Source organism: Nonomuraea angiospora, from assembly GCF_014873145.1.
Classification (GTDB): Bacteria; Actinomycetota; Actinomycetes; order Streptosporangiales; family Streptosporangiaceae; genus Nonomuraea; species Nonomuraea angiospora.
On record NZ_JADBEK010000001.1, the window covers coordinates 4,356,112 to 4,381,135 of the forward strand.

The 25,024-nt window shown below is 71.0% G+C and carries 25 protein-coding genes; 7 read left to right on the forward strand and 18 right to left on the reverse strand.

Annotation, left to right across the window (positions count from 1 at the left end; translation table 11 throughout):
* Window positions 1–66 precede the first annotated feature (66 nt).
* Window positions 67–741 (forward strand): thymidine kinase, encoded by a 675-nt coding sequence (locus tag H4W80_RS19635; protein WP_318786952.1) that lies wholly within the window; start codon window positions 67–69, stop codon window positions 739–741.
* On the opposite strand, the gene H4W80_RS19640 is transcribed toward H4W80_RS19635, so the two are convergent.
* The 3 genes from H4W80_RS19640 to H4W80_RS19650 are packed head-to-tail and all read right to left on the reverse strand — an operon-like array spanning window position 713 to window position 2,724.
* Window positions 713–1,117 carry a MarR family winged helix-turn-helix transcriptional regulator gene (locus tag H4W80_RS19640; RefSeq protein ID WP_318786953.1) on the reverse strand — a complete coding sequence of 135 codons (405 nt, stop codon included), beginning with the start codon at window positions 1,115–1,117 and terminating at the stop codon, window positions 713–715. The genes H4W80_RS19635 and H4W80_RS19640 overlap by 29 nt on opposite strands.
* A 35-nt stretch (window positions 1,118–1,152) precedes the next feature.
* The gene (locus H4W80_RS19645; RefSeq protein WP_192786428.1) at window positions 1,153–2,049 is read right to left on the reverse strand and encodes a hypothetical protein; all 897 of its coding nucleotides are present in this window, start codon (window positions 2,047–2,049) and stop codon (window positions 1,153–1,155) included.
* Between the two features lie 42 nt (window positions 2,050–2,091).
* Entirely contained in the window at window positions 2,092–2,724 is a 633-nt protein-coding gene (locus H4W80_RS19650) for an SRPBCC family protein (RefSeq protein ID WP_192786429.1), read from the reverse strand.
* Window positions 2,725–2,819: 95 nt separating this feature from the next.
* On the opposite strand from H4W80_RS19650, the gene H4W80_RS19655 reads away from it, so the two are divergent.
* From H4W80_RS19655 to cydB, 3 genes are all read left to right on the forward strand, one after another.
* Window positions 2,820–3,686: a polysaccharide deacetylase family protein gene (locus H4W80_RS19655; protein WP_192786430.1), complete on the forward strand. Its 867-nt coding sequence runs from the start codon at window positions 2,820–2,822 to the stop codon at window positions 3,684–3,686.
* A 180-nt stretch (window positions 3,687–3,866) separates the two neighbouring features.
* Window positions 3,867–5,213: a cytochrome ubiquinol oxidase subunit I gene (locus H4W80_RS19660; protein WP_192786431.1), complete on the forward strand. Its 1,347-nt coding sequence runs from the start codon at window positions 3,867–3,869 to the stop codon at window positions 5,211–5,213.
* 11 nt (window positions 5,214–5,224) lie between these two features.
* Entirely contained in the window at window positions 5,225–6,121 is an 897-nt protein-coding gene (gene cydB / locus H4W80_RS19665; protein ID WP_192786432.1) for a cytochrome d ubiquinol oxidase subunit II, read from the forward strand.
* On the opposite strand, the gene H4W80_RS19670 is transcribed toward cydB, so the two are convergent.
* The 5 genes from H4W80_RS19670 to H4W80_RS19690 are packed head-to-tail and all read right to left on the reverse strand — an operon-like array spanning window position 6,118 to window position 10,647.
* Window positions 6,118–6,849 (reverse strand): ABC transporter ATP-binding protein, encoded by a 732-nt coding sequence (locus tag H4W80_RS19670; protein ID WP_192786433.1) that lies wholly within the window; start codon window positions 6,847–6,849, stop codon window positions 6,118–6,120. The genes cydB and H4W80_RS19670 overlap by 4 nt on opposite strands.
* Entirely contained in the window at window positions 6,842–7,573 is a 732-nt protein-coding gene (locus H4W80_RS19675; protein ID WP_192786434.1) for an ABC transporter ATP-binding protein, read from the reverse strand. Before H4W80_RS19675 ends, H4W80_RS19670 begins: the two co-directional genes overlap by 8 nt.
* Window positions 7,570–8,559 (reverse strand): branched-chain amino acid ABC transporter permease, encoded by a 990-nt coding sequence (locus H4W80_RS19680; RefSeq protein WP_225963547.1) that lies wholly within the window; start codon window positions 8,557–8,559, stop codon window positions 7,570–7,572. The genes H4W80_RS19675 and H4W80_RS19680 overlap by 4 nt, the downstream gene beginning before the upstream one ends.
* Window positions 8,543–9,424: a branched-chain amino acid ABC transporter permease gene (locus H4W80_RS19685; RefSeq protein ID WP_192786435.1), complete on the reverse strand. Its 882-nt coding sequence runs from the start codon at window positions 9,422–9,424 to the stop codon at window positions 8,543–8,545. The genes H4W80_RS19680 and H4W80_RS19685 overlap by 17 nt, the downstream gene beginning before the upstream one ends.
* Window positions 9,418–10,647: an amino acid ABC transporter substrate-binding protein gene (locus H4W80_RS19690; protein WP_192786436.1), complete on the reverse strand. Its 1,230-nt coding sequence runs from the start codon at window positions 10,645–10,647 to the stop codon at window positions 9,418–9,420. The genes H4W80_RS19685 and H4W80_RS19690 overlap by 7 nt, the downstream gene beginning before the upstream one ends.
* A gap of 103 nt (window positions 10,648–10,750) precedes the next feature.
* Between H4W80_RS19690 and H4W80_RS19695 the strand changes: the two genes are divergently transcribed.
* The 3 genes from H4W80_RS19695 to H4W80_RS19705 all read left to right on the forward strand — a co-directional run bounded on the left by H4W80_RS19695 (window position 10,751) and on the right by H4W80_RS19705 (window position 14,930).
* Window positions 10,751–11,782 carry a LacI family DNA-binding transcriptional regulator gene (locus H4W80_RS19695; RefSeq protein ID WP_192786437.1) on the forward strand — a complete coding sequence of 344 codons (1,032 nt, stop codon included), beginning with the start codon at window positions 10,751–10,753 and terminating at the stop codon, window positions 11,780–11,782.
* A 105-nt stretch (window positions 11,783–11,887) separates the two neighbouring features.
* The gene (locus H4W80_RS19700; protein ID WP_192786438.1) at window positions 11,888–12,592 is read left to right on the forward strand and encodes a hypothetical protein; all 705 of its coding nucleotides are present in this window, start codon (window positions 11,888–11,890) and stop codon (window positions 12,590–12,592) included.
* Between the two features lie 28 nt (window positions 12,593–12,620).
* Window positions 12,621–14,930 carry a PQQ-dependent sugar dehydrogenase gene (locus H4W80_RS19705; protein WP_192786439.1) on the forward strand — a complete coding sequence of 770 codons (2,310 nt, stop codon included), beginning with the start codon at window positions 12,621–12,623 and terminating at the stop codon, window positions 14,928–14,930.
* On the opposite strand, the gene H4W80_RS19710 is transcribed toward H4W80_RS19705, so the two are convergent.
* From H4W80_RS19710 to H4W80_RS19755, 10 genes are all read right to left on the reverse strand, one after another.
* Complete coding sequence (locus tag H4W80_RS19710) at window positions 14,927–15,346, reverse strand: hypothetical protein (protein WP_192786440.1); 420 nt, start codon at window positions 15,344–15,346, stop codon at window positions 14,927–14,929. The genes H4W80_RS19705 and H4W80_RS19710 overlap by 4 nt on opposite strands.
* A gap of 50 nt (window positions 15,347–15,396) precedes the next feature.
* A complete protein-coding gene (locus H4W80_RS19715) occupies window positions 15,397–15,822 on the reverse strand; it encodes a hypothetical protein (protein WP_192786441.1) in 426 nt (141 codons plus the stop codon).
* A 67-nt stretch (window positions 15,823–15,889) separates the two neighbouring features.
* Window positions 15,890–16,897: a leucine-rich repeat domain-containing protein gene (locus H4W80_RS19720; protein WP_192786442.1), complete on the reverse strand. Its 1,008-nt coding sequence runs from the start codon at window positions 16,895–16,897 to the stop codon at window positions 15,890–15,892.
* Window positions 16,898–17,039: 142 nt separating this feature from the next.
* On the reverse strand, window positions 17,040–19,397 hold the full coding sequence (cutA, locus tag H4W80_RS19725; RefSeq protein WP_192786443.1) for an aerobic carbon-monoxide dehydrogenase large subunit: 2,358 nt from the start codon (window positions 19,395–19,397) through the stop codon (window positions 17,040–17,042).
* Window positions 19,394–19,969, reverse strand: a complete 576-nt coding sequence (locus H4W80_RS19730; protein WP_192786444.1) for a (2Fe-2S)-binding protein — start codon at window positions 19,967–19,969, stop codon at window positions 19,394–19,396. Before H4W80_RS19730 ends, cutA begins: the two co-directional genes overlap by 4 nt.
* Window positions 19,959–20,789, reverse strand: a complete 831-nt coding sequence (locus H4W80_RS63660; protein WP_192786445.1) for an FAD binding domain-containing protein — start codon at window positions 20,787–20,789, stop codon at window positions 19,959–19,961. Before H4W80_RS63660 ends, H4W80_RS19730 begins: the two co-directional genes overlap by 11 nt.
* A complete protein-coding gene (locus tag H4W80_RS19740; RefSeq protein ID WP_192786446.1) occupies window positions 20,786–22,198 on the reverse strand; it encodes a uracil-xanthine permease family protein in 1,413 nt (470 codons plus the stop codon). The genes H4W80_RS63660 and H4W80_RS19740 overlap by 4 nt, the downstream gene beginning before the upstream one ends.
* Window positions 22,199–22,346: 148 nt before the next feature.
* Complete coding sequence (locus H4W80_RS19745) at window positions 22,347–22,997, reverse strand: NYN domain-containing protein (protein WP_192786447.1); 651 nt, start codon at window positions 22,995–22,997, stop codon at window positions 22,347–22,349.
* 146 nt (window positions 22,998–23,143) lie between these two features.
* Window positions 23,144–23,347, reverse strand: a complete 204-nt coding sequence (locus H4W80_RS19750; RefSeq protein ID WP_313047417.1) for an RNA-binding S4 domain-containing protein — start codon at window positions 23,345–23,347, stop codon at window positions 23,144–23,146.
* 11 nt (window positions 23,348–23,358) lie between these two features.
* Window positions 23,359–24,960: a PucR family transcriptional regulator gene (locus H4W80_RS19755; protein ID WP_192786448.1), complete on the reverse strand. Its 1,602-nt coding sequence runs from the start codon at window positions 24,958–24,960 to the stop codon at window positions 23,359–23,361.
* Window positions 24,961–25,024: the final 64 nt, after the last annotated feature.

Genomic DNA, 25,024 nt, shown 5'->3' on the forward strand with positions numbered 1-25,024 from the left:
CTAAGCTGGCCCCCCGTGACTGAACTGTCTGCCTTGTCTGCCGTGCCGTCTGGCGCCCGGGATGCCGTGCTCAAGTTTTACTTCGGCCCCATGGACTGCGGGAAGTCCACGTTGGCGCTCCAGATGAACTACAACCACGGACGCCAGGGTAGGCGCGGACTGGTGCTGACCAAGCACGACCGCTCCGGCGGCCCCAAGGTCACCAGCCGGATCGGCCTCGGCCTGGAGGCCATCGAGGTGGAGGACTCCCTCGACATCGTGGCGCTGGTCACCTCCCATGACCGCATCGACTACCTCATCTGCGACGAGGCCTGCTTCTACACCGTCCCGCAGATCGAGCAGCTCGCGGACCTGGTGGACGAGCACGGCGTGGACGTCTACGCGTTCGGGCTGGCCTCGGACTTCCGCTCGGTGATGTTCCCGGCGGCGCAGCGGCTGTTCGAGCTGGCGGACGAGGTGTGCCGGCTGCAGGTCGAGGTGCTGTGCTGGTGCGGCCGTCCCGGGCAGCTCAACGCCAGGGTGGTGGGCGGGGTCATGGCGCGTACGGGCGAGCAGGTCGTGATCGGCGACACCGACGCCTCCCCGGTGCGCTACCAGGTGCTCTGCCGCCGCCACCACCGCACCGGCCGGCTCGGCGAGGGCGCGGGCGCGGGCACGGGCACGGGCACGGGCACGGGCACGGGCACGGGCACGGGCACGGACCAGGCCGTCCTCACACCAGGCGGTCCAGCAGGTCTCTGAACAGCCGCCGGTCCTCCTCCGGCAGGCCGGCCAGGAACTCCTCCTCCGCCACGCCCACGGCGCGGGTGGCCGCCTCCAGAACCTCGCGCCCGTGATCGGTCAGCTCCACCATGTTCTTGCGCCGGTCGGCGGGGTGCGGCCGGCGCCCGACCAGCTTCTTGCGCTCCAGGCCGTCCAGCAGCGCGACCATCGTCGTCCGGTCGATGCCCAGCCGCTGGGCGGCCTCCAGCTGGGAGAGCGGCTCCGGCGTGCGGAGCACCGACATGACCCCGAACTCCCGCCCGTCGATCTCGTACGGCTCCAGCGCCGGCCCCGTCAGCTCCGTCAGGCGCAGGTTGGCGTGCTTGAGCAGGTAACCGAGGCGACGTCGCGACACGCCTCGATTGTCACACACCCCTAACGCCGGGCCGGCTATCCGGCGGCCAGCTCCTCCAGACGGTAGGGAAGGTAGGCCGAGTCGTCCACGAGCGCCGAGGCGCCCCGCCACCACCCGAACCACTCCCCGCTGCGCCACATCCAGTCCACGCGCTCGATGGCGGCCACCACGTCGCCGACCGTCTGCCACCGCTCGCCGAGCTGCTCCCGGGTGGCGCCGTGCCGCATCGCCCAGGCCCGCAGCACTCCCGCGGCGGCGGACGGGACCTCGCGGGCGTACGGGTCGGGGTCCTCTCCGGGCAGCCGGTGCGGCCCCAGCCCGGCCGCCACGCCCCAGCTCCACTGCGCCTCGGCGGGCCGGGAGTAACGCAGGGAGTGGAAGTCGAGGTTGGACCCGAGCTCGTCGTCGAGCCTGCGGGTGACGACCGCGTCGAGCCGCCCGCCGGCGTCGAAGTGGACGACCAGCCGCTGCCCCGGCTTCACCCCGGCCGGGAGCAGGAAGCGGTCCTCGGCGTGCCAGGAGTTGAGATCGACCTCGGCGACGGGCCGGCCCCAGAGCTGGTCGGCGGCGTCGTCGGAGATCCAGGCGGCCAGCATCTCCAGCGCGGTCAGATCGGTCCAGGGCTCGATCGCGACCGCCGTGCGCACCACCTCGTCGGGGGCCGGCAGCTTGCCGCCCCTGGACCGGCTCCACCACTCCTCGCCCAGCTCGCGGGTGCCCACGAGCAGCGCGGCGATGGCGGCCAGCTCGGCCGAGCGCCGGGTGAGCGAGGCCCCGAGCGCGAGCTCCAGCGTCCGCCCGGTCCGCTCGTCACCGAGCACCGGGCGCACGTCGGCGATCAGGGTCTCGGCTGTGGGGTGCTCGTCGCCCAGCAGGTTGCGAACGACACTCCTGGCTTCGGTCCGTGCGTCTTCCGCGTGTGCCTGCCGCATACCAGCCACGCTACGCCTGGAGATCCTTTTCCGCGAGAGCCCTCATGTTCGCCGGGAGGCCCGTCCGAACAGCCAGCCCACCGCGACGCCCGCGAGCGCGACGCCCGCCCCCATCCCGAACGACGCCAGCATCACCCACGGCCGCGTCTGCGTGTGCTGCCTGGGGGGCCGGTCGTAGACAGGAGCGGCCACCGGGCTCACCGCGCCCGCCTGGGCTCCGGCCTCGGCGGGGGCGACCGCCGCGCGCAGGTGATCCTCCACGGCCGCGAAGAACTCCCCCGCCGTCCGCCTGGCCACCGACCCCAGCATGCGCTGCCCGACCCCGCCGATCATCCCGCCGATCACCGCGTCGGCGTCGTAGTCGACCCTGGTCCCGTCGTCGACCTCGCTCAGCCGCACCACGACGGTGGCGTCCACCGTCCCGGGCGCCCCCTGCCCCCGCGCCTTGAGCGTGAAGCTCTCGGGCGCCAGCGGGTCGGTGAGCGACACCTCCCCCTGGTAGACGCCCTTGATGGAGGCCACGCCCGCGTTCACGGTCATCCGGTACGTGTCCGGCCCGGTCTCCTCAAGGCGCTCGCACCCCGGAATGGTGCTCACCAGCACCGCCGGATCCTGGAGCGCGGCCCACACCTGATCCCTCTGAACGCCGATCACGGCGCTGCCCGCCACCTTCATGTCGCCACTCTAAGCAGCCGGGACCGGCCGGATAAGGGCAACACCTGCCAGAGGAAGACCAGAGTTGCGGATCATGCCTGGCAAGATGGGGCCCCATGCGCGCGTTGAAGATCTTGCCCCGTCCGGCCGCCGTCGCCTGCGTGCTGGCCCTCGTCGCCGCGTGCAGCCCCGCCGAGACCGCGAGCGTCCCCCGGCCCGGCTCCGCCTCCTCCACGAGTTCCCCGAGCACGTCCGCACGTCCCAGGGCCACCCCGCACGGCCCACCGGGCGAGCAGCCGCGCACGGGCGAGGTGCGCCCGGTCGAGCGCGCCGGCGGCCTGCCGCCCGTGATCAGCTCGATCCCCACCAGACGCAAGGTCGTCTTCCTGACCATCGACGACGGCTGGGAGCAGGATCCGGGCTTCGTCGAGCAGGTACGCGACCGGCGCATCCCCATCACCGCCTTCGCCATGCGCGACGCCGTGGAGGCCAAGGGCACCCCGGATCCGGCCGGCGGCCCAGGGAAATACGTAGGTGCCGGTAAATGGGGATATTTCCGGCAGCTCCGCAGCGCCGGCGTCGCCATCGAGAACCACACCCTCACCCACCCCAACCTCCGCCTGCTCTCCCAGGACGCCCAGCGCCGCGAGATCTGCGGCTCCTCCCAGGTCATCAGGAAGGAGCTGGGCACCAGGCCGACGCTGTTCAGGCCCCCGTTCGGCAACTACAACACCGACACGCTCAGGGCCGCCAAGAGCTGCGGCATCGACGCGGTCCTCCTCTGGACGGCCACCGTCCAGCCGGGCGGCAAGATCGCCTACCAGGTGCCCGACAAGCGCCTGCGTCCGGGCGACATCCTGCTCCTCCACTTCCGTCCCAACCTGGCCAGGGACTTCCGCATCCTGGTCGACAAGATCGAGCGCCGCGGATTCGAGCTGGGCAACCTCCAGGCGTACCTGGCCGCCATGGCCGTCGACCGGTAGGCGTACCCCCGAGTCACCCCGGCGGCGGACGCGCCGGGGCCCGCCCGCACGGGATCCTCGATGCGGCAACAACCAACGGGGAGCGGTGTGACCAAGCTCGCATCGCGTTGCTCTACGAGCTGTAGTACTACTTCAAGTAGATAAACTACAAGCTGTAGAGCTCAGGGAGTCGGCGGGGAGATGGACGCACTTGACCTGGCGCGGTGGCAGTTCGGGGTGACCACCGTGTACCACTTTCTGTTCGTGCCCTTGACCATCGGTCTGGGGATCTTCGTGGCGGGCCTGCAGACGGCCTGGCACCGGACAGGAAAAGAGCACTACCTGAAGCTCACGAAGTTCTTCGGGAAGCTGTTCCTGATCAACTTCGCCATGGGCGTGGTCACCGGCATCGTGCAGGAGTTCCAGTTCGGGATGAACTGGAGTGAATACTCCACGTTCGTCGGCGACGTCTTCGGGGCGCCGCTGGCCATGGAGGCGCTGCTGGCCTTCTTCATGGAGTCCACGTTCCTGGGGCTGTGGATCTTCGGATGGGACCGGTTGCCGAAGAAGGCGCACCTGGCGTGCATCTGGGCGGCCGCCATCGGGTCCAACTTGTCGGCATATTTCATCCTCGCGGCCAACGCCTGGATGAAGCACCCCGTCGGCTACGAGGTCGTGGACGGCAAGGCCAGGATGACCGACCTGTGGGCCGTGCTGACCAACTCCACGGCGGTGGCCCAGGTGCCCCACGTGATCGGGGCGGCGTTCATCGTGGCGGGCGGTTTCGTGCTGGCCGTGAGCGGCTACTGGCTGCTCAGGACGCGCGCCCCGATGTGGCGCAACGCCGCCCGCGCCGCGCTCGTCATGACGGCCCTCGCGGGCGCCGTCGTCGCCGGCACCGGCGACATGTCGGCCAGGCTGATGTACGAGCAGCAGCCCATGAAGCTGGCCTCCGCCGAGGGCCTGGAGCACGACACGGCCGGGGCGGCTTTCTCCCTCGTCCCCGGCATCGAGATCCCCAAGGTCCTCAGCTTCCTGTCCGCCCACGACCCGAACGCCACCGTCCAGGGCACCGAGGACCTGCAGCGCCGCTTCGAGCAGCAGTTCGGCCCGGGCGACTACCGGCCGGACCAGCCGGTCGTGTTCTGGTCGTTCCGGGTGATGATGGGGTTCGGGATGGCCACGGTGGGCCTGTCGGTGCTGGGCCTCTGGCTGACCCGGCGCAGGCGCGAGTTCCCGAGATGGCTGTCGCGGGCGATGCTCCTGGCCCTGCCGCTGCCGCTGCTCTCGGTGATCGCCGGGTGGCTGCTGAGCGAGATCGGCCGCCAGCCGTGGACGGTCGCGGGCGAGCTGCTCACCGCCTCCAGCGTGTCGCCGGGCGTGAGCCTGGCCGAGGTGGCCACGTCCCTGACGATCTTCACGCTCCTGTACGGCGCGCTCGCCGTGGCCGAGGTCGTCCTGCTGGCCAGACATGTCCGCAAGGGCGTCGAGGAGCAGGCGCCCACCCCCGCCGCCGCCGAGCGGCGCGAGCCGTCGCTGATGTACTGAGGGAGCAGACAATGATCGAGTTGTGGTTCGTCATCATCGCCTTCCTCTGGACGGGCTACTTCGTGCTGGAGGGCTTCGACTTCGGCGTCGGCCTGCTGGCCCCGCTCGTCAGCCGCAACCCCGGCGAGCAGCGGCAGAGCCTGCAGACCATCGGCCCGGTGTGGGACGGCAACGAGGTGTGGCTGATCACCGCCGTCGGCGCCATGTTCGCCGCGTTCCCCGCCTGGTACGCGGGCGTGTTCAGCTCGTTCTACCTGCCGGTGACGCTCGTCCTGGTCGGCCTGATCGTGCGCGGCGTCGGCCTGGAGTGGCGCGGCAAGGTGAACGACCCGCGCTGGTGCGACCTGGGCATCGTGGTGGGCAGCGCGCTCCCGGCGTTCCTGTGGGGGGCGATCTTCGCCGACCTGCTGTTCGACAGCGTGCCGGCCGCCCTGCTGGGGGGCACGTTCTCGCTGGCGGTGTGCGCCCTGCACGGCGCCGTCTTCCTGGCGCTCAAGACCACCGGCCCGGTCCGCCGCCGCGCCCGCGTCGTGGCGATGGCCGCCAGCGGCGTGGCCATCCCGGTGGCCGTGGCCGCCCTGTCGAGCCTGGGCACGTTCCCCGCGCTGGCCGCCATGGCGGCGCTGGCGGCGGCCACGGCGCTGATCTGGCGCCGCCGCGAGGGCTGGGCCTTCGCGGCCACGGCGGGGGCGATCGTGCTGTCGACCCTGGCGGTCTTCATGGAGCTGCGCGTGCGCCCGTTCCCCGGCCTGACGCTGGCGGAGGCGGCCTCCGGGCCGTACACGCTGACGATGCTGAGCTGGATCGGCCTGATCGCGCTCCCGTTCGTGCTGGTCTACCAGGGGTGGACGTACTGGGTGTTCAGGAAGCGCGTCCGGGTGGAGGGCACCCTCCTCACCCACGGCTAGGTGGCGGGGGCGCCGCCGAGATAGAGGCGGCCGAGCCGGGGGTCGGCGGCCAGCTCGCGGGCGGGGCCGGAGATGTGGACACGGCCGAGGTCGAGCACGCACCCGACGTCGGCCATCTCCAGCGCCCGGCGCGCGTTCTGCTCCACCAGCAGCACGGCGACGCCCGTGCGGCGCATCAGGTCGATCTGATCGAAGACCACCTGCGTGTTACGCGGGTCGAGGCCCATCGACGGCTCGTCCAGCAGCACCACGGAGGGCTCCAGCATGAGCGCCCGCGCGAACTCCACCTGCTTCTGCTGCCCGCCCGACAGCAGCCCGGCCATGCTCCCCCACCGCTCGCCCACCACGGGGAACAGCTCCTTGACCGCCTCCATCCGGGTCTGAAGCTTCGCGGAGTCGCGCACGGTGAAGCCACCGAGCCTCACGTTCTCGGCCACGGTCATCTCGCGGAACACGCTGTGCCCCTGCAGCACGTGGGCGAGCCCGAGCGCGAGCAGGCGCTGCGGCGACAGGCCGGTCACGTCCTGACCGGCCAGCAGGACCCGCCCCGACCGGGGCGCGAGCAGCCCGCTGGCGACCTTGAGCGCGGTGGACTTGCCCGCGCCGTTCGGCCCCACCAGGCAGACGACCTCGCCGGCGCGCACGGTGACGGTCAGGCCGCGCAGCACCGGCGCCGCCCTGCCGTAACCGGCCTCGACGTCTTCCAGGGCAAGGACGGTCTCAGACACCGAGGTACGCCTCCAGCACGCGCGGGTCGTCCCGCACCTCGGCGGGCGGGCCGGCCGCGATGGGCGCTCCCCGGTCGAAGACGATCACGTGGTCGCACATGCCCATCACCATGTCCATGTTGTGCTCGACGACGAGGAACGTACGGCCCTCCGCGTTGAGGTCGCGTACGAGCGAGACGATCCGGTCGATCAGCGCCGGGTTGACCCCGCCCGCCGGCTCGTCCAGCAGCACCAGCTCGGGCTCGGCCATGAGGACGGCGGCCAGCTCCAGCAGCTTCTGCTGGCCGTAGGACAGGTCGCGGGCCTCGGCGTCCTCCAGGTGCTCGATGCCCATGCGCCGCAGCCAGTGCCGGGCCCGCTCGACCTCGCCCCGGTCCCGCAGCCCGGCCAGCAGCTCGCGCAGGCGGCTGCGGCGGACGGCGACCAGCATGTTCTCCAGCACGGTCAGGCGCGGGAAGACGCGGCAGAGCTGGAAGGTGCGGCCGATCCCGGCGTGCGCGACGCGGTGCGGCGAGTGGCGGGTGATGTCGCGGTCGCGGTAGAGCACCCGGCCGGAGTCCGGCTTGATCATGCCGGTGACGATGTTGAAGAACGTGGTCTTGCCGGAGCCGTTGGGCCCGATCAGGCCGTTGATCCTGCCCTCCTGGAGCTCGACGTTCGCGCCGTCCACGGCGAGCACCCCGCCGAACGACCTGGTCAGCCCCTCGGTGCGCAGCGAGGTCATCGGGTCACCTCCTGGAGCCGCTGTTCGGCCGTCTCGTCCGGGATGGAGGGCCCGGCGCGCCTCCTGGTGAACCGGGCGAGGATGCCGTCCGGCATGAACAGCACGACCAGCACGAGCAGCAGGCCCGTGGCGGTCAGGTGGATCTGGGTCTCGCCCAGCGCGATCAGGAAGTACTCCCCCGCCGGGGCCACGATGAGCGCCCCGAGCAGCGGCCCGAACAGGTGCCTGACCCCGCCGAGCAGGCTCATGAGCACCATGTACGACCCGATGAGGATGGAGAAGACGAAGATCGGGTCGAGGCTGCCGAACCAGACCGCGTAGAGCCCTCCGGCGAGCGACACGAACAGGGCCGACAGGGCGAAGGCCGTCACCTTGTACGCCCCCGTCGGCACCCCCAGGGACTCGGCCTTGTCCTCGTCCTCCCTGATCGCCCGCAGGCCGGCGCCGAACCGGGAGCGCGAGACGTACCACCAGGACAGCAGCGCGAGCCCGAGCAGCGCCAGGAACAGGTAGAAGAACACGATGTGCGTCTGCCCCCGGTGCAGGTCGGGGAAGGGTGAGGGGACCTGCAGCCCGGTGGAGCCGCCGGTGAGCGAGCGCCAGCCCTGCACGACGAGGTTCATCATCGACACGAGCGCGATCGACACGATCACGAACGACGCGCCGCGCACCCGCACGGCCGCGACGCCGACGAACACGGCGAACACCGTCACGGCGACGGCCGACACCAGCAGGGCCGCGACCCACGGCACGCCCAGGCGCACGATCAGCAGGCCGGTCCCGTACGCGCCGAGGCCGAAGAACGCCGAGTGGCCGAGGGAGACGTAGCCGGTGAAACCGCCCAGCAGGTTCCAGGACGTGGACATGGCCGCGTACATGACGGTCAGCGCGCCCGCGTACACGAGGTAGTAGTTGGGGACCAGCCACGGATAGGCCAGCGCCAGGCAGGCGACCAGCAGCGGGATCCCTCTAGAAGCGATGCGCAAGCCGGCCTCCGAAGAACCCCTGGGGGCGCGCGAGCAGCGTCAGGAAGAGGAAGACGTAGAACATCGTCGTGGCCCAGGTGGCGTCCACGGTCACCAGCACGAGGCCCTCGACCACGCCGAGCAGGACGGCCGCCAGCGCCGCGCCGGTCACGCTCCCCAGCCCCCCGACCACGATGATGGCCATGAGCTTGCCGATCCACACCCAGTGCGAGGCGGGGAAGAACGGCGTGATGAGCGCGAGCACGGTGCCGCCGACGGCCGCGGTGGCGAGGCCGACGCCGAAGCCGTAGCCGGCGACCCGCTCGGTCCGGATGCCGACCAGCCGGGCCGCCTCCCGGTGCTGGATGGTGGCCCGCAGCGCCTGCCCGAACCGGCTCTTGACCAGCACCGCGAACAGCACCGCGAGGGTGAGCGCCGCGACGAGGAAGGCGATGATCTTGTCGTACGGGAGGTGCACGCCGCCGATCGTCAGCGACTTGGTCGCGTACCCCATGCTGACCGACTTGTAGGACCCGGTGTAGATCGTCCCGAGCAGCCCCTCGATCGTCAGCGCGATCCCGAACGTCAGCAGCACCGACATCATCGCCAGGTTGTCCGGCGCCAGCCGCGCGATGAGCAGCCGCTGCACCGCCACGCCCAGCGCGAAGAAGAGCGGCACGGTGACGGGCAGCGCCAGGAACGGGTCCACGCCGAGCGTCGTGTGGACGGTGTAGGTCAGGTAGGCGGCCAGGAACAGGAACGCCGGGTGGGCGACCATGACCACCCGCATCACCCCGAAGTACAGCGACAGGCCGGAGGCCAGCAGCGCGTAGAGGCCGCCGGTCAGCACGCCCAGGGCCAGCCCCTGCAGGAGCAGGCTCACCATGGCTTCTTCGGGTAGACGAGGTCGGCCGTCTTGGCCTGCTCGGGGAGCACGATCTCGACCTTTCCGCCGACGTACTGCTGGATCATGTGCGCCTGCTCGGGCCTGCCCTGGTCGTCGAAGGAGAGCTTGCCCACGACCGTGTCGAACGTGCCCTGCCTGATGTGGTCGGCCAGCTTGTCCTGGCACTCCTTGGTGGCGTCGACGCACTTGGCGGCGTTCACGGCGGCCTCGACGACCTGGCCGACGGTGAAGCCGTTGGCGGTGTCCTCGTTCGCCTCGCCGTTGAACATCTCCTTGTGGCGTTTGATCATCTCCTGGTTGCCGGTGAAGGTGGCCGTGGCCGACCAGCCGACGGGCGAGAGGATGCTCTCGGCCGCCCCCTTCACCGCGGCGGCGAACTCCGGCTCCGTCGGCCCCGTCGAGAACGCCGCCAGCTTGGGCTGCACCTTCAGCTCCTGCAGCGCGCGCACCAGGCCCACGGAGTCCTCGAACTGGGTGCCGCCCACCACGATGTCCGGCTTGGCCGCGGCGATCTTGGCGGCGATGGGCGAGAAGTCGGTGGTCTCGGGCGGGTAGACCTCGTCCACGACCGTCTTGATCCCGGCCGCGGCCAGCTTGTCCCGCAGCCCGTACGCGGTGCCCTGGGCGAACGGGTCGTCCAGGCTCGCGTACGCCGCCGTCTTCGGCCGCTGGTCGGCCGGCAGCTTGATGAGGTAGTCGGCCAGGTAGTTGTAGTGGTCGCTGGCGATCGCGGGCGCCGCGTAGAACAGCCGCTTGAAGCCCTGCTCGAAGACCTCCTTGGCGGCCCCGGCCGGCTCCACGAACAGCATGTTGTACGACTCCGCGACCTTCGCCGCCGGGATCACCAGCCGCGACGAGAACGGCCCGAAGACCAGGTTGACCTTGTCCTGGGTGATGAGTGACTCGTAGTCGGAGCTGACCCGGTTGGGGTCGGAGGCGTCGTCGCGGAAGATCAGCTCGACCTTCCTGCCCAGCAGGCCGCCCTTGGCGTTCACCCGGTCGGCCCAGACCTGGTAGCCGTCCTTGATCCCGTTGCCGGGCTCGGCGAAGTCGCCCGTGAGTGGAAGGGAGATGCCGATCTTGACCGGACCCTGCTGCTGCCCCGCCGGCTGAGCCGTCCCCGGCTCGTCGGTCTTGGCGCAGGCGGTCAGGGCCAAAGCGCACATCGAAGTGATCGTCAGGCTCTTGAGAACTCTTGCCATCGAGGTGTCCCCCGTCAGAAGAGGCGCCACGAAAGCGCTTACGTAAGCGCTTTCGGTTACGATTACACGGGATTCAGCCCCGGACAAGGGGGGTTCGCAGCGCATGACCGAGCGACCTCATCCACCCCGACTCCTCGACGTGGCCAAGGCCGCGGGGGTCTCGCTGGCCACGGCCTCCCGGGCCCTGACGGGCAGCACCGGCGTGAGCGCCGAGGTCGCCGCCCACGTCCAGGCGGTCGCGTCCCAGGTCGGCTACGTGCCCAACAGCCACGCGCGGGCCCTGGCCGGCGGGCAGGCGTCCATGGTCGGGCTGATCGTGCACGACGTCGGCGACCCCTACTTCGGCGAGATCGCCAGGGGCGTGCTGCGCGAGACCGAGAGCCGCGGCTACATGGCGCTCATCAGCCAGACCGAGCGCGACCCGCGGGCCGAGCTGGCCAGGGTCCGGGCGTTGCGCGCCCACCGCGTGACCTCGATCGTGCTGGCCGGGTCCGGCTACGTCGAGGCGGCGACCGAGGCCGACATCGCCACCGAGGTGCGCTCGTTCACGGCGGCGGGCGGCCGGGTGGCCGTCATCGGCCGCCACCACCTGCCGGTGGACGCCGTGCTGCCCGACAACGCGGCCGGCGGTTCCACGCTCATGCACCACCTGCTCGATCTGGGCCACCGCCGCCTCGGCGTGCTCGGCGGCCCGGCCAACCTGACCACGGTGGAGGACCGGCTGGCCGGGCTGCGGGCGGCGCTCGCCGCGGCCGGGCTCGACTGGCGCTCGTTCCCCGTCGTGCACGGCGACTTCACCAGGGAGGGCGGCGCGGCGGCCACGGCCCGGCTGATGCGGGCGCATCCCGACCTGACGGCGGTGGTCGCGCTCAACGACCCGATGGCGGTGGGCGCGCTGTCGTGGCTGCTCAACAACGGGCGCAGGGTGCCCGGGGAGATCTCGGTGGCGGGGTTCGACGACGTGCCGGTGGCGCGCGACGTCTATCCGGCGCTCACGACGGTCCGGCTGCCCATGGTCGAGATGGGCAAGCAAGCGCTTGAGCTAGTTCTCAAACCGCCCGCCTCGCGCCCGCGCCGCCGCCGCACCACGCACGAGCTGGTCGTACGCGCCTCCACGGCCCCACCGCCGCCTTGACGCCGGTTCACCGGCCCTCTTGACAGGCTGATCACCCGGGCTACCTTCTACACGTAAGCGCTTTCGGAAGCGCTTACGAGAGCGCACCCGGCGAGAGGATCCCGGATGTCAGCCTTTCGCACCCTCGTCCTGACGGCCATGCTCGCGCTGGCCGTACCGATCCCCGCGCAGGCCGGCACCGCAGCCCCTGACTGCGGCCCCGGCCACGCCAAGGTGAAGCACGTCAACGACGGGCGCAACTGGGCGCCCGTCACACCCGCCAAGTGGCAGTTCCCCGGCGACCAGGTGATCCTGGCCGAGGCCGGCGTCGCCCGGCCGGGCCCGCGGCGGCCCTTCGAGTACGCGGTGCTGAAGACGGGCCCCGAGTTCGGCTCGGTGCGGATCGACGCGCAGGTCCGCCTGGACACCCCGACCAGCGTCAGCAACCGCGACGTGATCATCGTGTTCGGCTACCGGTCGGACACGGAGTTCTACTACGTCCACCTCTCTCAGGACAACACCATCTACCCGCACAACGGGATCTTCGTCGTCAACAACGCGGACCGCCTGCGCATCGACGACCAGTGGAACGGCCAGGTGGGCGCGCCGCCCGCGGTCACCGACACGGACTGGCACCGCGTCCGCGTCACCCACTGCGCCGAGACCGGCCGCATCGCGGTCTACCTGGACGGCGCCACGACGCCGCTGATCACGGCCACCGACCGCACGTTCGCGTCGGGCCGGGTCGGCTTCGGCTCTTTCGACAACATCGGCAGGATGCGCGACATGACCGTCAAGGGCACCCCGGCCTGCGACAGCGCCGATCAATAGCCCCCGACTCCCCTGGTGGTGAGCAGGTATGCCGAAACCCCTCCGGTGCCTGATCGCCGCGGTGCTGGTGACCGCGTTATGCGCGCCGCCGGCAGCCGCGCAGGCCGACCCGACCCCTGTCGACGACCCCATCCCCGAGAAGCCCGCCGCCTCGGCGCTGACGCTGACGCTGGAGGAGTTCGCCTCGTTCCCGAAGACCGAGACGACTCCCGAGCCGACCGACACCCGCCTGGTCCGCTGGGCGCGGATCAACTACCTGGGCGAGCTGCCCGACGGCTCGCGCCGCCTGTTCGTCAACGACCTCAACGGCAAGCTCTACTTCCTGGACAAGGGCGTGCCGCGCGAATACCTGGACGTCGGCGCCGCTTTCGCGCCCGACTTCGTCTCCGGGCGTGGCCTGGGCAGCGGGTTCGGCTTCGCCGCCTTCCACCCCGAATTCGCCGGCAACGGCAAGTTCTACACCGTCCACACCGAGTGGGGCGCCGCGCTGACCACGAAGACCCCCGACCTGACGCCGCAGCCGAGCACGAGGTTCCACGGCGTCATCACCGAGTGGACGGCCGCCGACCCGAAGGCGAACGTCTTCTCCGGCACCCACAGGGAGGTGCTGCGGCTCGGCTTCAACGGCCAGATCCACGGCATCCAGCAGATCGACTTCAACCCGACGGCCCGCAGGGGCGGCAAGGACTACGGCCTGCTGTACGTCGCCGCCGGTGACGGCGGCCGCGGCGCCTCCAGCGACGACCCGCAGAACCTGGCCATCCCGCAGGGCAAGATCCTCAGGATCGACCCGGCCGGCACGAACGGCGCCAACGGCAGGTACGGCATCCCCGCCGCCAACCCGTTCGCCGGCCAGGCCGGCAAGCTCGGCGAGATCTACGCCTACGGCATGCGCGACCCGCACCGCTTCAGCTGGGACCCGCAGGCCGGCAACCGGCTGTTCCTGGGCCACATCGGCGAGCACGCCATCGAGGCCATCTACGACGTCGGCGCCGGCGACAACCTGGGCTGGAGCGAGCGCGAGGGCTCGTTCACCTACAGCAAGACCGACCGCTGCCACCTCTACACGCTGCCGGACGACGACGCGCAGTACGGCTACACCTACCCGGTGGCCGCCTACGACCACGACCCGCCGCCCGGACACTCCTGCACCTCCGACAGCGGCCACGCCGTCACCGGCGGGTTCGTCTACCGCGGCCAGAAGCTGCCGCTGCTGTACGGCAAGTACCTGTTCGGCGACATCGTGGACGGCCAGGTCTTCTTCACCGTCGCCTCCGAGATGGACGAGCGCACCGGCCGCCGGGCCACGATCCACAAGCCGCGGCTGGTGGACGCGTCCGGCAGGCAGCTGACCATGCAGGACCTGGCCGGCAGCACCCGCGTGGACCTGCGCTTCGGCCGGGACGGCGCGGGCGAGCTCTACGTGCTGTCCAAGGCGAACGGGAAGATCTGGAAGATCACCAAGGCCGGCTGGACCCCGCCGGACGTGCTGCCGACCCTGCTCAAGAACGTGGTGGCCGCGTACGACTTCGAGCACCCGCTGCCCGCCGACCCGGCCCAGGAGCAGGACCAGGGCCTGTCCGGCACGAACATCACGCTGGTCAACGGCGGCGCCGCCATGCGCGTGGCCGACAAGGCCTACCGGGGCAGCACGTACGCGCTGCAGACCCGCCAGGTCTCCCCGGACACGGCCGGCAACGACGACTGGAAGGCCGGCGTCTACGGCGCGGACGGCGTGCCGACGCTGCGCGCGTTCAACGGCGTCAAGGGCGTGACCGTCATGGGCTGGTTCAAGATGCTGGGCGAGGGCCCGGCGCCCAACTCCAACACCGAGGACCCGGCCGACTTCTTCAACGCGATCGGCCTGGCCGGGGTGCTCAGCGGCAACTCCCAGGGGCACGACGTCCGTGCCCTGCTGGAGCTCATCACGGTGAACGGCGAGCTGCGCGTCGTGGCGCTCGCCCGGCGCGTGGACGGCAGCGCCTCCCAGACGTTCGCCGCGAACAAGCCCTGGCAGGAGGTGCTGCCCCGGGACCAGTGGGTGTTCCTGGCCGCGACGTTCGACTTCGACACGGGGACGATGAAGCTCTACAGGAACGGCCGCCCGCTCGACGGGTCCTACTCGGTCACCGGCGACCCGTGGGGCGTCGATGGCGACCCCGAGCCGGACGTCACCTCGGCGACGGACCCGAGAGGCATCAAGATCGGCGGGAGCTATCCGCAGAACACCAGGGAGCAGAACCCCTGCGACTGCCGGATGGACGGCCTGACGTTCCTGGACCGCGTCGCGGCCCCGGCCGAGGTCTGGGCCCAGTACGAGCTGCTGAGGCTTCGCTAGCCGATGGTCTTCATCTGCTTCGTACGGTGATCAGTGAGGTGGAGGTCGCCGCCGAGCCGCTCCTTCAGCAGGTCGAGCACCTTGCGACTGGACAGCACGGTCCAGAGGTTGCCGACCAGGTGGGGGTTGTACTCGGGGGCGGCGTCCATCCAGGCGTCCTTGCCCGCCTGCGTCTTGAACGTCGTGACGAAGAACTCGCCATCGGGGGTCTTGCAGTAGCCGGTGCGGATCTCGGCGGCGTTGACCTGCATCTTCGGCTTGCAGCCGACCTTGGCCGAGAGCTGCTCGACGGTGAGGGGGGCGGCGTGGCCCTGCTTTCCGGCTGCTGCGACGTAGCCGCCCGCGCTCCCTGAGGAGCACCCGGCGACCAGTCCGGCCAGCAGCGCGAAAGCGGCCAGACGTGGAAGTGTCGTCATGTGCGAAGGTACGCGGGCCCACCGGCCCCGGTTCACCCCATACCCATTGGTTACTTCGGTGGCGCCGGCGTCTGGGAGACCCTGTGGTCCATCAGGTGCAGATCGCCGCTCAGCGGCTCCTTCAGCTGCTCCAGCACCTCGAGCGGGCCCAGGACGGTCCACTGCGGGCCGACCAGGTGCGGGTTGTACTCCGGCGCCCGGTCCATCCACTCGTCCTTGAGCTTCTCGCTGGCGAACGTGTTGACGAAGAACTGGCCCGCCTTGGTCTTGCAGTAGCCGGTGCGGAGGTCGGAGGCCTCGACCTGCATCTTCGGCTTGCAGCCGACCTTGGCGGAGAGTTGCTCAACGGTGAGGATTGCCGCTGGTTTCTGCGTTTCGCCCGCTGCGACGTAGTCGCCCCAGCCCCCTGAGGAGGAGCATCCGGCGACCAGTCCGGCCAGCAGCGCGAAAGCGGCCAGACGTGGAAATGTCGTCATGTGCGGAGGTACGCACCCTCGATCACCCCGGTTCACCCCGAACCAGCCCAAAACCGGAGCGATTTCATCAGCGCAGGATGACGCAGCCCTGATCGCGGAGCCGCCGCAGCACCTCCGGCTCGCCGTCGAGCTTGTTCCACCGCAGGTCGAGCTTGTCCAGCGGGGGCAGGCTCGCGGGCAGCTCGCGCAGCCGGTTGTTGCGCAGGTCGAGGTGCCTGAGGCCGGGCGGCAGGCGGTCCGGCAGCTCGCGGAGGTGGTTGTTACGCAGGTCGAGCACGCGCAGCTCGCCCAGCTCGGCGACGGAGGCGGGCAGCCGGGTCAGCCGGTTGCCCTGCGCGTGCAGCTCCCGCAGCCCGGCCAGGCCGCCGATGGACTCGGGCAGCGACTCCAGCCGGTTGTTGTAGAGCCGCAGCTCCACCAGCGCGGCCATCCGCCCCAGCGACTCGGGCAGCCGGGTGATCCGGTTGTCGGTGAGGTTGAGGTAGGCGAGCCGGTCCAGCCGCCCGATCGCCTCCGGCACCTCGGTGAACCGGTTGTCGCTCAGGTAGAGGTAGTCGGTCAGGTCCAGGTCGCCCAGCTCGGACGGGACGGAGTCGAGCCGGTTGTGCCCGAGGTCCAGCATGCGCAGCCGGGCCAGCCCGCCGATCGCGGGCGGGACCTCGGTGAGCGCGTTCTCGGCGAGGTTGAGGGATTCGAGGCCGGTCAGCTTCCAGAGCGAGGCGGGCACGCCGGTCAGCCCGTTGCCGCCCGCCGCGAGGTGGCGCAGGGCGGGGCTCAGCCGGTCGGGGATGGCGCCGACGCGGTTGCCGTACAGGAAGAGCGTCTCCAGGCTCGGCGGGCAGCCCGGGAAGGACGTCAGCTCGTTGCCGTCCAGGTGCAGCGCGCGCAGCGCGGGGAGCCCCGACAGGTCGGGCAGGGAGCGCAGCCGGTTGCCGTCGAGCCTGAGCTCCTCCAGCGCGGTGAGCCCGGCCACCCAGGCGGGCACCTCGGTGAGGTCGTTCCAGGCCAGGTCGATCAGGCGGACGTCGGCGGGCACGGCGGGGAATTCGGTCAGACCGGAAGCGGGCGCACGCATGGCGCCGATCATCGCACGGCCCGGGTCATCGCACGGCCCAGGCCATCGCACGGCCCAGGCCATCGCACGGCCCAGGCCATCGCACGGCCCAGGCCATCGCACGGCCCGGGTCATCGCACGGCCCGGGTCATCGTGCAGCGGGTCATCGTTCGGCGGCGCGCAGGTCGAAGAGCTCGGACGGGGAGATGGGCATGCGGTCGATCTGGATGCCCTCGGCGTCCTCGACGGCCGAGGCGATGACCGCGGAGACGGGGATCACGCCCGCCTCGCCCGCGCCCTTGACGCCGAGCGGGTTGAGCGGCGACGGCGTCTCCAGGTGGGCGGTCTCGACGCGGGGGATCTCGGTGGCGTACGGCATGAGGAAGTCCATGAAGGAGGCGTTGACGAGCTGGCCGTGCGCGTCGTACACCATGCGCTCGTAGAGCGCCCCGCCGATGCCCTGCGCCACTCCCCCGTGGATCTGGCCCTCCACGATCATCGGGTTGATCAGCCGGCCGCAGTCGTGCACGACCGCGTAGCGCACCACCTTGATCTCGGCCGTGTCCGGGTCGGTCTCGACGATCGCCGCGTGCATGCCCGACGCGAACGTGGACCTGATCGGCGAGTAGTAGTCGCGCCCCTCCAGCCCCGGCTCCTCGCCCTCGGCGATCGGCGGCCGGTCGGGCGACGCGGTGCCGGAGAACTGGGTGGCCTTGGCCGTCTCGTCGTCGAAGGCGTAGCGCAGCGGGTTGGCCAGCACCGCCACCGTGGACAGCGGGATGGACGCGCTCGGCGTGCCGGCCACGTGCACCATGCCGTCGGTGATCTCCAGGTCGGCCGGGTCGGCCTCCAGCGCGTCGGCGGCGATCCGCAGCGCCTTGTCGCGTACTTTCCTGCAGGCCAGCGCGATGGCGTTGCCGCTGACGACGGCCGCCCGCGAGGCGAAGGTGCCCACGGCGTAACCGAACCTGCGGGTGTCGCCGGTGACCACGCTCACCCGCTCGATGGGCACGCCCAGCTCGGTGGCCGCGATCTGCGCGAACACCGTCTCGTGCCCCTGCCCCTGCGAGGTGAGCCCGGTGGACACGTGCACCCGCCCGTCGGAGGTCACCTGCACGTGCCCGCCCTCGTACGGCCCCACGCCGGTGCCCTCGACGTAGCACCCGACGCCGATGCCCCTGCCGGGCCGCGCCTCGAAGGAGTCCCAGCCGATCAGCTCCTTGACCATGCGGAGCATCTCGGGATAGTCGCCGCTGTCGTAGATCAGCGGCCGGCCGTCCTGGAACGTCATCCCCTGGTCGTAGGGGAACTCGTCGGGCCGGATGAAGTTGACCTCGCGTACCTCGGTGCGGTCCTTGCCCAGGTATCGGGCGATCTTGTCCATGGTCCGCTCCATGCAGAACACGCCCTGCGGCCTGCCGGCCCCCCGGTAGGGCGTGACCTGCACGGTGTTGGTGTAGACGGCGGTGAACTCGACCCGGTACGCCCCGATCTTGTACGGCCCCAGGAGCTGCGTGGAGGTGACGATCGGCACGATGATCCCGTAGGGCGTGTAGGCGCCGTGGTCGTGCAGGATCGTCACGTCCAGGCCGAGCACGCGGCCGTCGTCGTCGAAGCCGACCCGTACGTACTGGACCTGGCCGCGCTCGTGGGCCGAGGAGATGAAGTGCTCCCTGCGGTCCTCCGTCCACTTGATCTCGTGTCCGAGCGTCATGGCGGCCCACGGCACCAGCACCTCCTCGGGCCACGGGTGCACGATCTTCACCCCGAAGCCGCCGCCCACGTCGGGCGCGATCACCTCGACCTGCGGCAGCGGCAGCTCCAGCGCGGCGGCGACGGCCATGCGGACGCTGGTGGAGGTCTGGGTGCTGGAGTAGACGCGCAGGTCCCGGCCGTCCCACCGGGCGTACACGCCGCGCCCCTCCAGCGGCATGCTGGCGCTGCGCTCGATGTCGAGCCGGAAGGCCAGCGTGTGCGGCGCGGTCTCGATCGCCTCCCGCGCGCCGCGCCCGTCGGTCCCCGCGACCTCCTGGACGAGGTGCGCGCCGACGTTGCCGGGCACGTCCTCGTGGACGAGCTGGGCGCTCTGCACGGCCTCCTCCAGGCCGACGACCGGCTTGAGGAGCTCGTAGTCGACCTCGATGAGCGCGCAGGCGTCCTCGGCGGCGTACCTGTCCGCCGCCACGACCATGACCACCGGCTCGCCGACGTGCCTGACCACGTCCCTGGCCAGCGGGTAGGCGGTGCGCCCGTGGGTGAGCGCCGGGTGCGGGATCAGCAGCGGCAGCGGCCGGCCGACCCGGCCGGGCAGGTCCTCCCAGGTGTAGATGGCGACGAGCCCTTCGACGTCGAGCGCCGCGTCCACGTCGATGCCGCGGATGCGGGCGTGCGCGTGCGGCGAGCGCACGAACGCGGCGGCCAGCGCGTCGGGGCCGAGGTCGTCGAGGTAGCGGCCCCGGCCGGTGAGCAGCCTGGGGTCCTCCCGCCGCTGCACGGGCTCCCCGAACAGCCTCGTCGTCATGCTTCCTCCGCCAGCAGCTCGGCGGCCCGGTGGACGGCCTTGACGATGTTCTGGTAGCCGGTGCACCGGCACAGGTTGCCCGAGATGCCCTCCAGCACCTCCTCGTCCGTGGGGGCGGGGTTGTCCCGCAGCAGGGCGGTCACCGTGCACAGGAACCCCGGCGTGCAGAACCCGCACTGCAGCCCATGACACTCGGCGAAGGCTCTCTGCACTGCGCTCATGGCCTCACTCCGTGAGGCGGGCTCGGTCGCCCTGGAGCCGTCGCCTTCCCTCGTCGCTCCGGTCGCTGCGCTCCCTGCGCTCCTCAGTCCAGGCGACGGCGCTCCCTCGCCGCCCAGCCCCTCGACCGTGGTGATCTCGGCCCCGTCCACGCTGACCGCGAACGTCAGGCACGACCGGATCGGCTCCCCGTCGAGCAGCACGGTGCAGCAGCCGCAGACGCCGTGCTCGCAGCCGACGTGGGTGCCGGTCAGGCCGAGGTCGTGGCGCAGGCAGTCGGACAGCAGGCGGCGGGCGGGCACGCCGACCCGTCTGGCCGTGCCGTTGACGACGAGCGTGATCTCATGCTCCACGATCCTGTGCCTCCCTGGTCGCGTTCCGCACGGCCCGCTCGGCCAGCACGCCTGCGAGGTGGCGGCGGTAGGCGGCCGAGGCGTGGATGTCGCCCTCGGGTTCGACCCGGTCGCGGACGATCCGCGCCGCGTCCGCGGGGCTCTCCGTCACGTCCACCACGATCGGCACGTGACCGACGCCGATGCAGGCGAGCCTGGCGGCCTCGACCCAGCCGTCCTCGTCGAGCGTGACGACGGCGCAGACGCCGGCCAGGGCGTAGTCGCCGTGCCGCCGGGCCACCTCCTCGAAGGCTGCCCCGGTACGCGGGCCCAATGCCGGGAAAAATGCTGATACAGCCAGCTCGCCCGGCTGGACCGCCGACTCCATGGGCCCGACGAAGAACTCCTCTGCGCCCACGTCGCGCACCTGCCCCCGCAGGCGGGCCACCCGTACGGACCCGCCCAGGACGGCCAGCACGGCGGGCAGCTCGGCGGCCGGGTCGGCGTGCACGAGGCTGCCCACCACGGTCCCCCGGTTGCGGATCACCGGGTGGGCGACCAGCCGCAGCGCCCGGCTCAGCAGCGGATGCGCCCCGGCCCGCTCGGCCTGCGAGTGCCGGACCGTCGCCCCCACCCGGACACCGTCCCGCGTCGTCTCCATGGCCGCCAGCCCCTGGACGCGGTTGATGTCGACGAGATGCTCGGGAGCGGCCAGCCGCATGTTGAGCATGGGGATCAGGCTCTGCCCGCCGGCCAGCACCTTCCCGCCCACCTCGGCGAGGGTCCTGAGCGCCTCGTCGAGGTCGCGGGGAGCGTGGTACTCGAACGGGGGCGGCTTCACCCGGCCTCGCTCCCGACCGGCCGGGCGGGCCGTCCGGCGATGGCCCGCAGCAGGTGGTATCCGCCCAGCACCACGATGGTGCCGAGCGCGATCCCCTCAAGGGTGAAGTCGCCGCCGATGAAGTGGCTCACGGGTCCGATGGCCAGGATGATGCCCGCGCCGATCGGAACCATGTTGACGGGGTCGGAGAAGTCGACGCGGTTCTCGATCCAGATCTTGGCGCCGAGGAGGCCGATCATCCCGTACAGGATGACGGTGACCCCGCCCAGCACGCCGCCCGGGGTCGCGGCGACCAGCGCGCCGAACTTGGGGCAGAGCCCGAACAGGATCGCGATGATCGCGGCGATGTAGTAGGCGGCGGTCGAGTAGACCTTGGTGGCCGCCATGACGCCGATGTTCTCGGCGTAGGTGGTGGTGGGCGAGCCGCCGACCGCGCTGGCGACCATGGTGCCCACCCCGTCGGCCACCACCGCCCGGCCCACGTACGGGTCCACGTCCGTCCCGGTCATCTCGCCGACGGCCTTGACGTGCCCGATGTTCTCGGCGATGAGCGCGATGACGGCGGGCAGCACCAGCAGCACGGCGGAGGTCTTGAAGTCGGGGGCGTGGAAGTTCGGCACCCCGAACCACGGCGCCGACGCCACGGAGTCGAAGTTCACCCGGTCGTGCGGGAAGGCCGTGGCCACGCAGTAGGTCCCCTCGGCCGGGCAGCTCGCGCCCGCCGCGTCCCGCAGGTTGGCGCCGGGCAGCACGGACGTGACGGGCCCCGCGGCCTTGTCCAGCACCCACGACAGCACGAACCCGGCGACCAGCCCGACCAGCACCCCGATCCGGCCGACGAACCCCTTGAACAGCACGATCACCAGGAACGTGACCAGCATGGTGATGAGCGCGACCCAGTGGTCCTGCGGCCAGTAGACGTCCGCCACCACGTACGCCAGCCCGAACCCGATCAGCATGACGACCGCCCCCGTGACCACGGGCGGGAAGACGCGGTGGATGATCTGCACCCCGAGAAAGTGGACGGCCAGCCCGGCCAGCGCCAGCACGAACCCGGCGACCAGGATCGCACCGGTCACGATCGCGTCCGCGCCCGCCGTGTCCCCGCCGTAGGCGGCCCTGATGGCCAGCACCCCGCCGACGAAGGAGGCGCTGGTGCCGAGGTAGCTGGGCACCTTCCCCTTCACGATCAGCAGGAACAGGATCGTCGCCACGCCTGACATCATCACGGCGACGTTGGGGTCCAGCCCCATCACCAGGGGGAAGACGAACGTCGCGCCGAACATCGCGATCACGTGCTGCGCCCCGAAGCCCACCATCCTGGGCCAGCTCAGCCGCTCGTCGGGCCTGACCACCTCTCCGGGCGCCAGGTGCTTGCCGTCACCGTGTTTGGTCCATCCCAAAACCATGAGAGCCCCTCTTGTACTGGGCCGGCGACACGTTCCGTTGCGGGCACATTAGGCCCGCCGTAACGCTCCTACACGGGCATGATCTGCCAAATCTACGCGCGAGGCCAGTGGAAACCTCGCGCACACGCGATCGGTTTCGGGTGTGAGGTCAGTTCCAGTGCTGCGGGCGGTGGTAGACGCATCCGTCGGGCGCGTGGACGATGTGGGGAAGCTGCGACTGGCGGATCACGGCATCGCCCAGCGGCAACCACGCGTCACTGAGCTGCCTCAGGTGATTGGAACGCCTCCGGGGCGGGAACACGGCGATCACCCTGGTCTTGGTCCCGCGCTCCTCATCCAGCTGCCTGACGGCGTGAATCGCCGCGCACAGGTCGGAATCGGCGGACACGAGCATGACCACATCCACCTGAGATGTCGCGACGTCCGCCACTATGGCCGCGGTGAGCGCCGCATCGGACTGCTTCTCGGCGTAGGTCCGCCGTACGGTGCCACATGAGTGGCATCGCACTGCCTGCTCCTGGAACCTCCCCATGACGACCTGCACACCGCGGCTCTCCGTCGCGGCCAGATAGGTTTCCTGCCGCGCCTTGGCCGGTGGATCGTTGAGGATCGCGGCCGTGAAGTAGCTGACGGCCACGAGACGCTGATGCGGCCGCAACAGGCGGGTCGCCATGGCGCTCAGATCGAGCCAGAGATGCCGTCGCCCCGCGAGGTCCCGCAGGCCGTAGTACAGGTTGAAGCCGTCGACGTAGACACCCACCCGCTCGATTCCGGGAATGGACTTGTCGCACACCGCCATCACGCCCTAACATGGAGTCACCGCCGCCCGGGGGTACACTCCCGGGCCCTACGGCCCCCGTCAGGGGGCCGTTTCTTTTTGCCGACGCGCCTGATGTTAGTAAACGGTCAGTAATTGTGCGGTGACTTTTCGTCAACAGGTTCCCACTACTCCACGTGGATGGAGAACCCCTCCCCGCTGACCACCTGCCCCGAGCGGATCTTGGCGCGCTTGCGCAGCTCCACCTCTCCGTCCACCAGCACCATCCCCTCGGCGATCAGCACCTTGGCCATGCCGCCCGTCTCCGTGATCCCGCAGTACTTCAGCAGGTCACACAGCGGGATGTACTCGGAGCGCAGTTCGAAATCCACAACCCCCAACCCTAGATGCCGCGCATCCGCAGCACGTGCAGGGCCAGGGTCAGGTTGAGGCGCAGATGCGGGTCGTCGGTGAAGTTGCCGAGCAGGCGCTCCAGCTTCCCGATCCGGTAGCGCAGGGTGTTGTAGTGGAAGTGGAGGCGCCGCGCCGTCTCGGCCACGTTCAGGTTGGTCTCCAAGAGCACCTGGAGGGTGCGGCGGAGGTCGGCGTTCTCGGCGTCGGCGTCGGCGGCCAGCGGGCCGAGCGTCTCGCGTACGAAGGCGTGCAGCTCGTCGGTGTCGTTGACCAGGGACAGCAGCCGGTAGACGCCGAGCTGGTCGAAGTGGGCGACGGCGCCGGGCCCGTGCAGCTGGCGGCCCACCCGGGCCGCCTTCAGCGCCTGCGAGTACGCCTCCGGCAGCGTCTCCGCCCCCGGGCTGGGCCGGGAGCTGCCGGTCGAGAACGTCGCGGGCGGCACGTCGGCGAAGGCCGAGGCCGCGTCCTTGGCGATCCGGGTCGCGTCGATCGAGGCGTCCACCACGGCCACCACCTCGTGCGAGAACCCCGCCACCGCCCCGCGCGGGTCGTGCCGGCGCATCGCCGCCGTCCAGCACGCCACCAACCGGTCCTGCGCGCTGCGCTCGTCGCCGTCCGGGTCCAGCTCGGCCACCAGTACGGTCACCGGCCGCGCCAGGTCCCACCCGAACGCCCGCGCCCTGGCCGTGACCCGCTCGGCCGTGCCCGCCCGGCCGGTGAGCACGTCGCGCAGGAAGTCGGCGCGGTACTTGCTCTCGACGGCGTTGACCGCCTCCTGCCGGGTGACGACGAGCGCGGCCACGGTGGCGGCGCGTTCGAGGATGCCGACGTCGCTGTCGCGGATCGCCCCGGACGGGCTGTAGGCGACGATCCTCCCGTGGTGGTGGCCGCCGGCCAGCACGGGGACCGAGGCGAACGACCGCGCCCGGCCCGAGGCCGGCGTACGGGGCGGGCCCTCCCGGGAGATCGACTCGCGCAGGACGGCCACGTGCTCGGCCGGCCCCGCGGTGGCCAGCACCCGGCCCGAGCCGTCCACGGCCGCCACCGACACGTCGAGCAGCTGGGACACCTCGGCGGCCACCTCGTTGAGCCCGCCGCCGGCCAGCACCACCTGCACCAGCGCCCGGTGCGCCTCCTCGGCGCGGGCGAGCACGGCGGCCTGGCGGTTGAGGATGTCGGTCAGCACCTGGTTGAGGATGTCGTCGAACCCGACGTCGTTCGGCAGCAGGATGAGCGGGAAGCCGAGCCGGTCGGCCTGCTCGACCATCTCGTCGGGCAGCTCGTCCACATAACGGCCGAGCTTGATCGCCAGCGCCGACAGCCCGCGCTCGTCCAGGTCGGCGACCAGCCGGCCGAGCGACTGCGGCGTGTTGCGCAGCGGGTAGCCGGTGGTCAGCAGCAGTTCGTGCGGCTTGACCCAGGCCAGGATGTCGGGGACCTCCATGACGTTCAGCCGCTGCACGATGCGGCCCAGCCCGCTCTCCCCCGCGATCAGCCTGGCCTCGGCGAGGGTGGAGACGCCGAGCACCTCTCCGACGGAAACACCGTGAATGATCGTCCCGGTGCTGGCGAGACGGACGGGGGGCTCCATGGGGAGATTGTGACCCCAGAAACCGTCTGTCAGGAAGAGCCAACCTTCCCGCTGACTGTTGGCA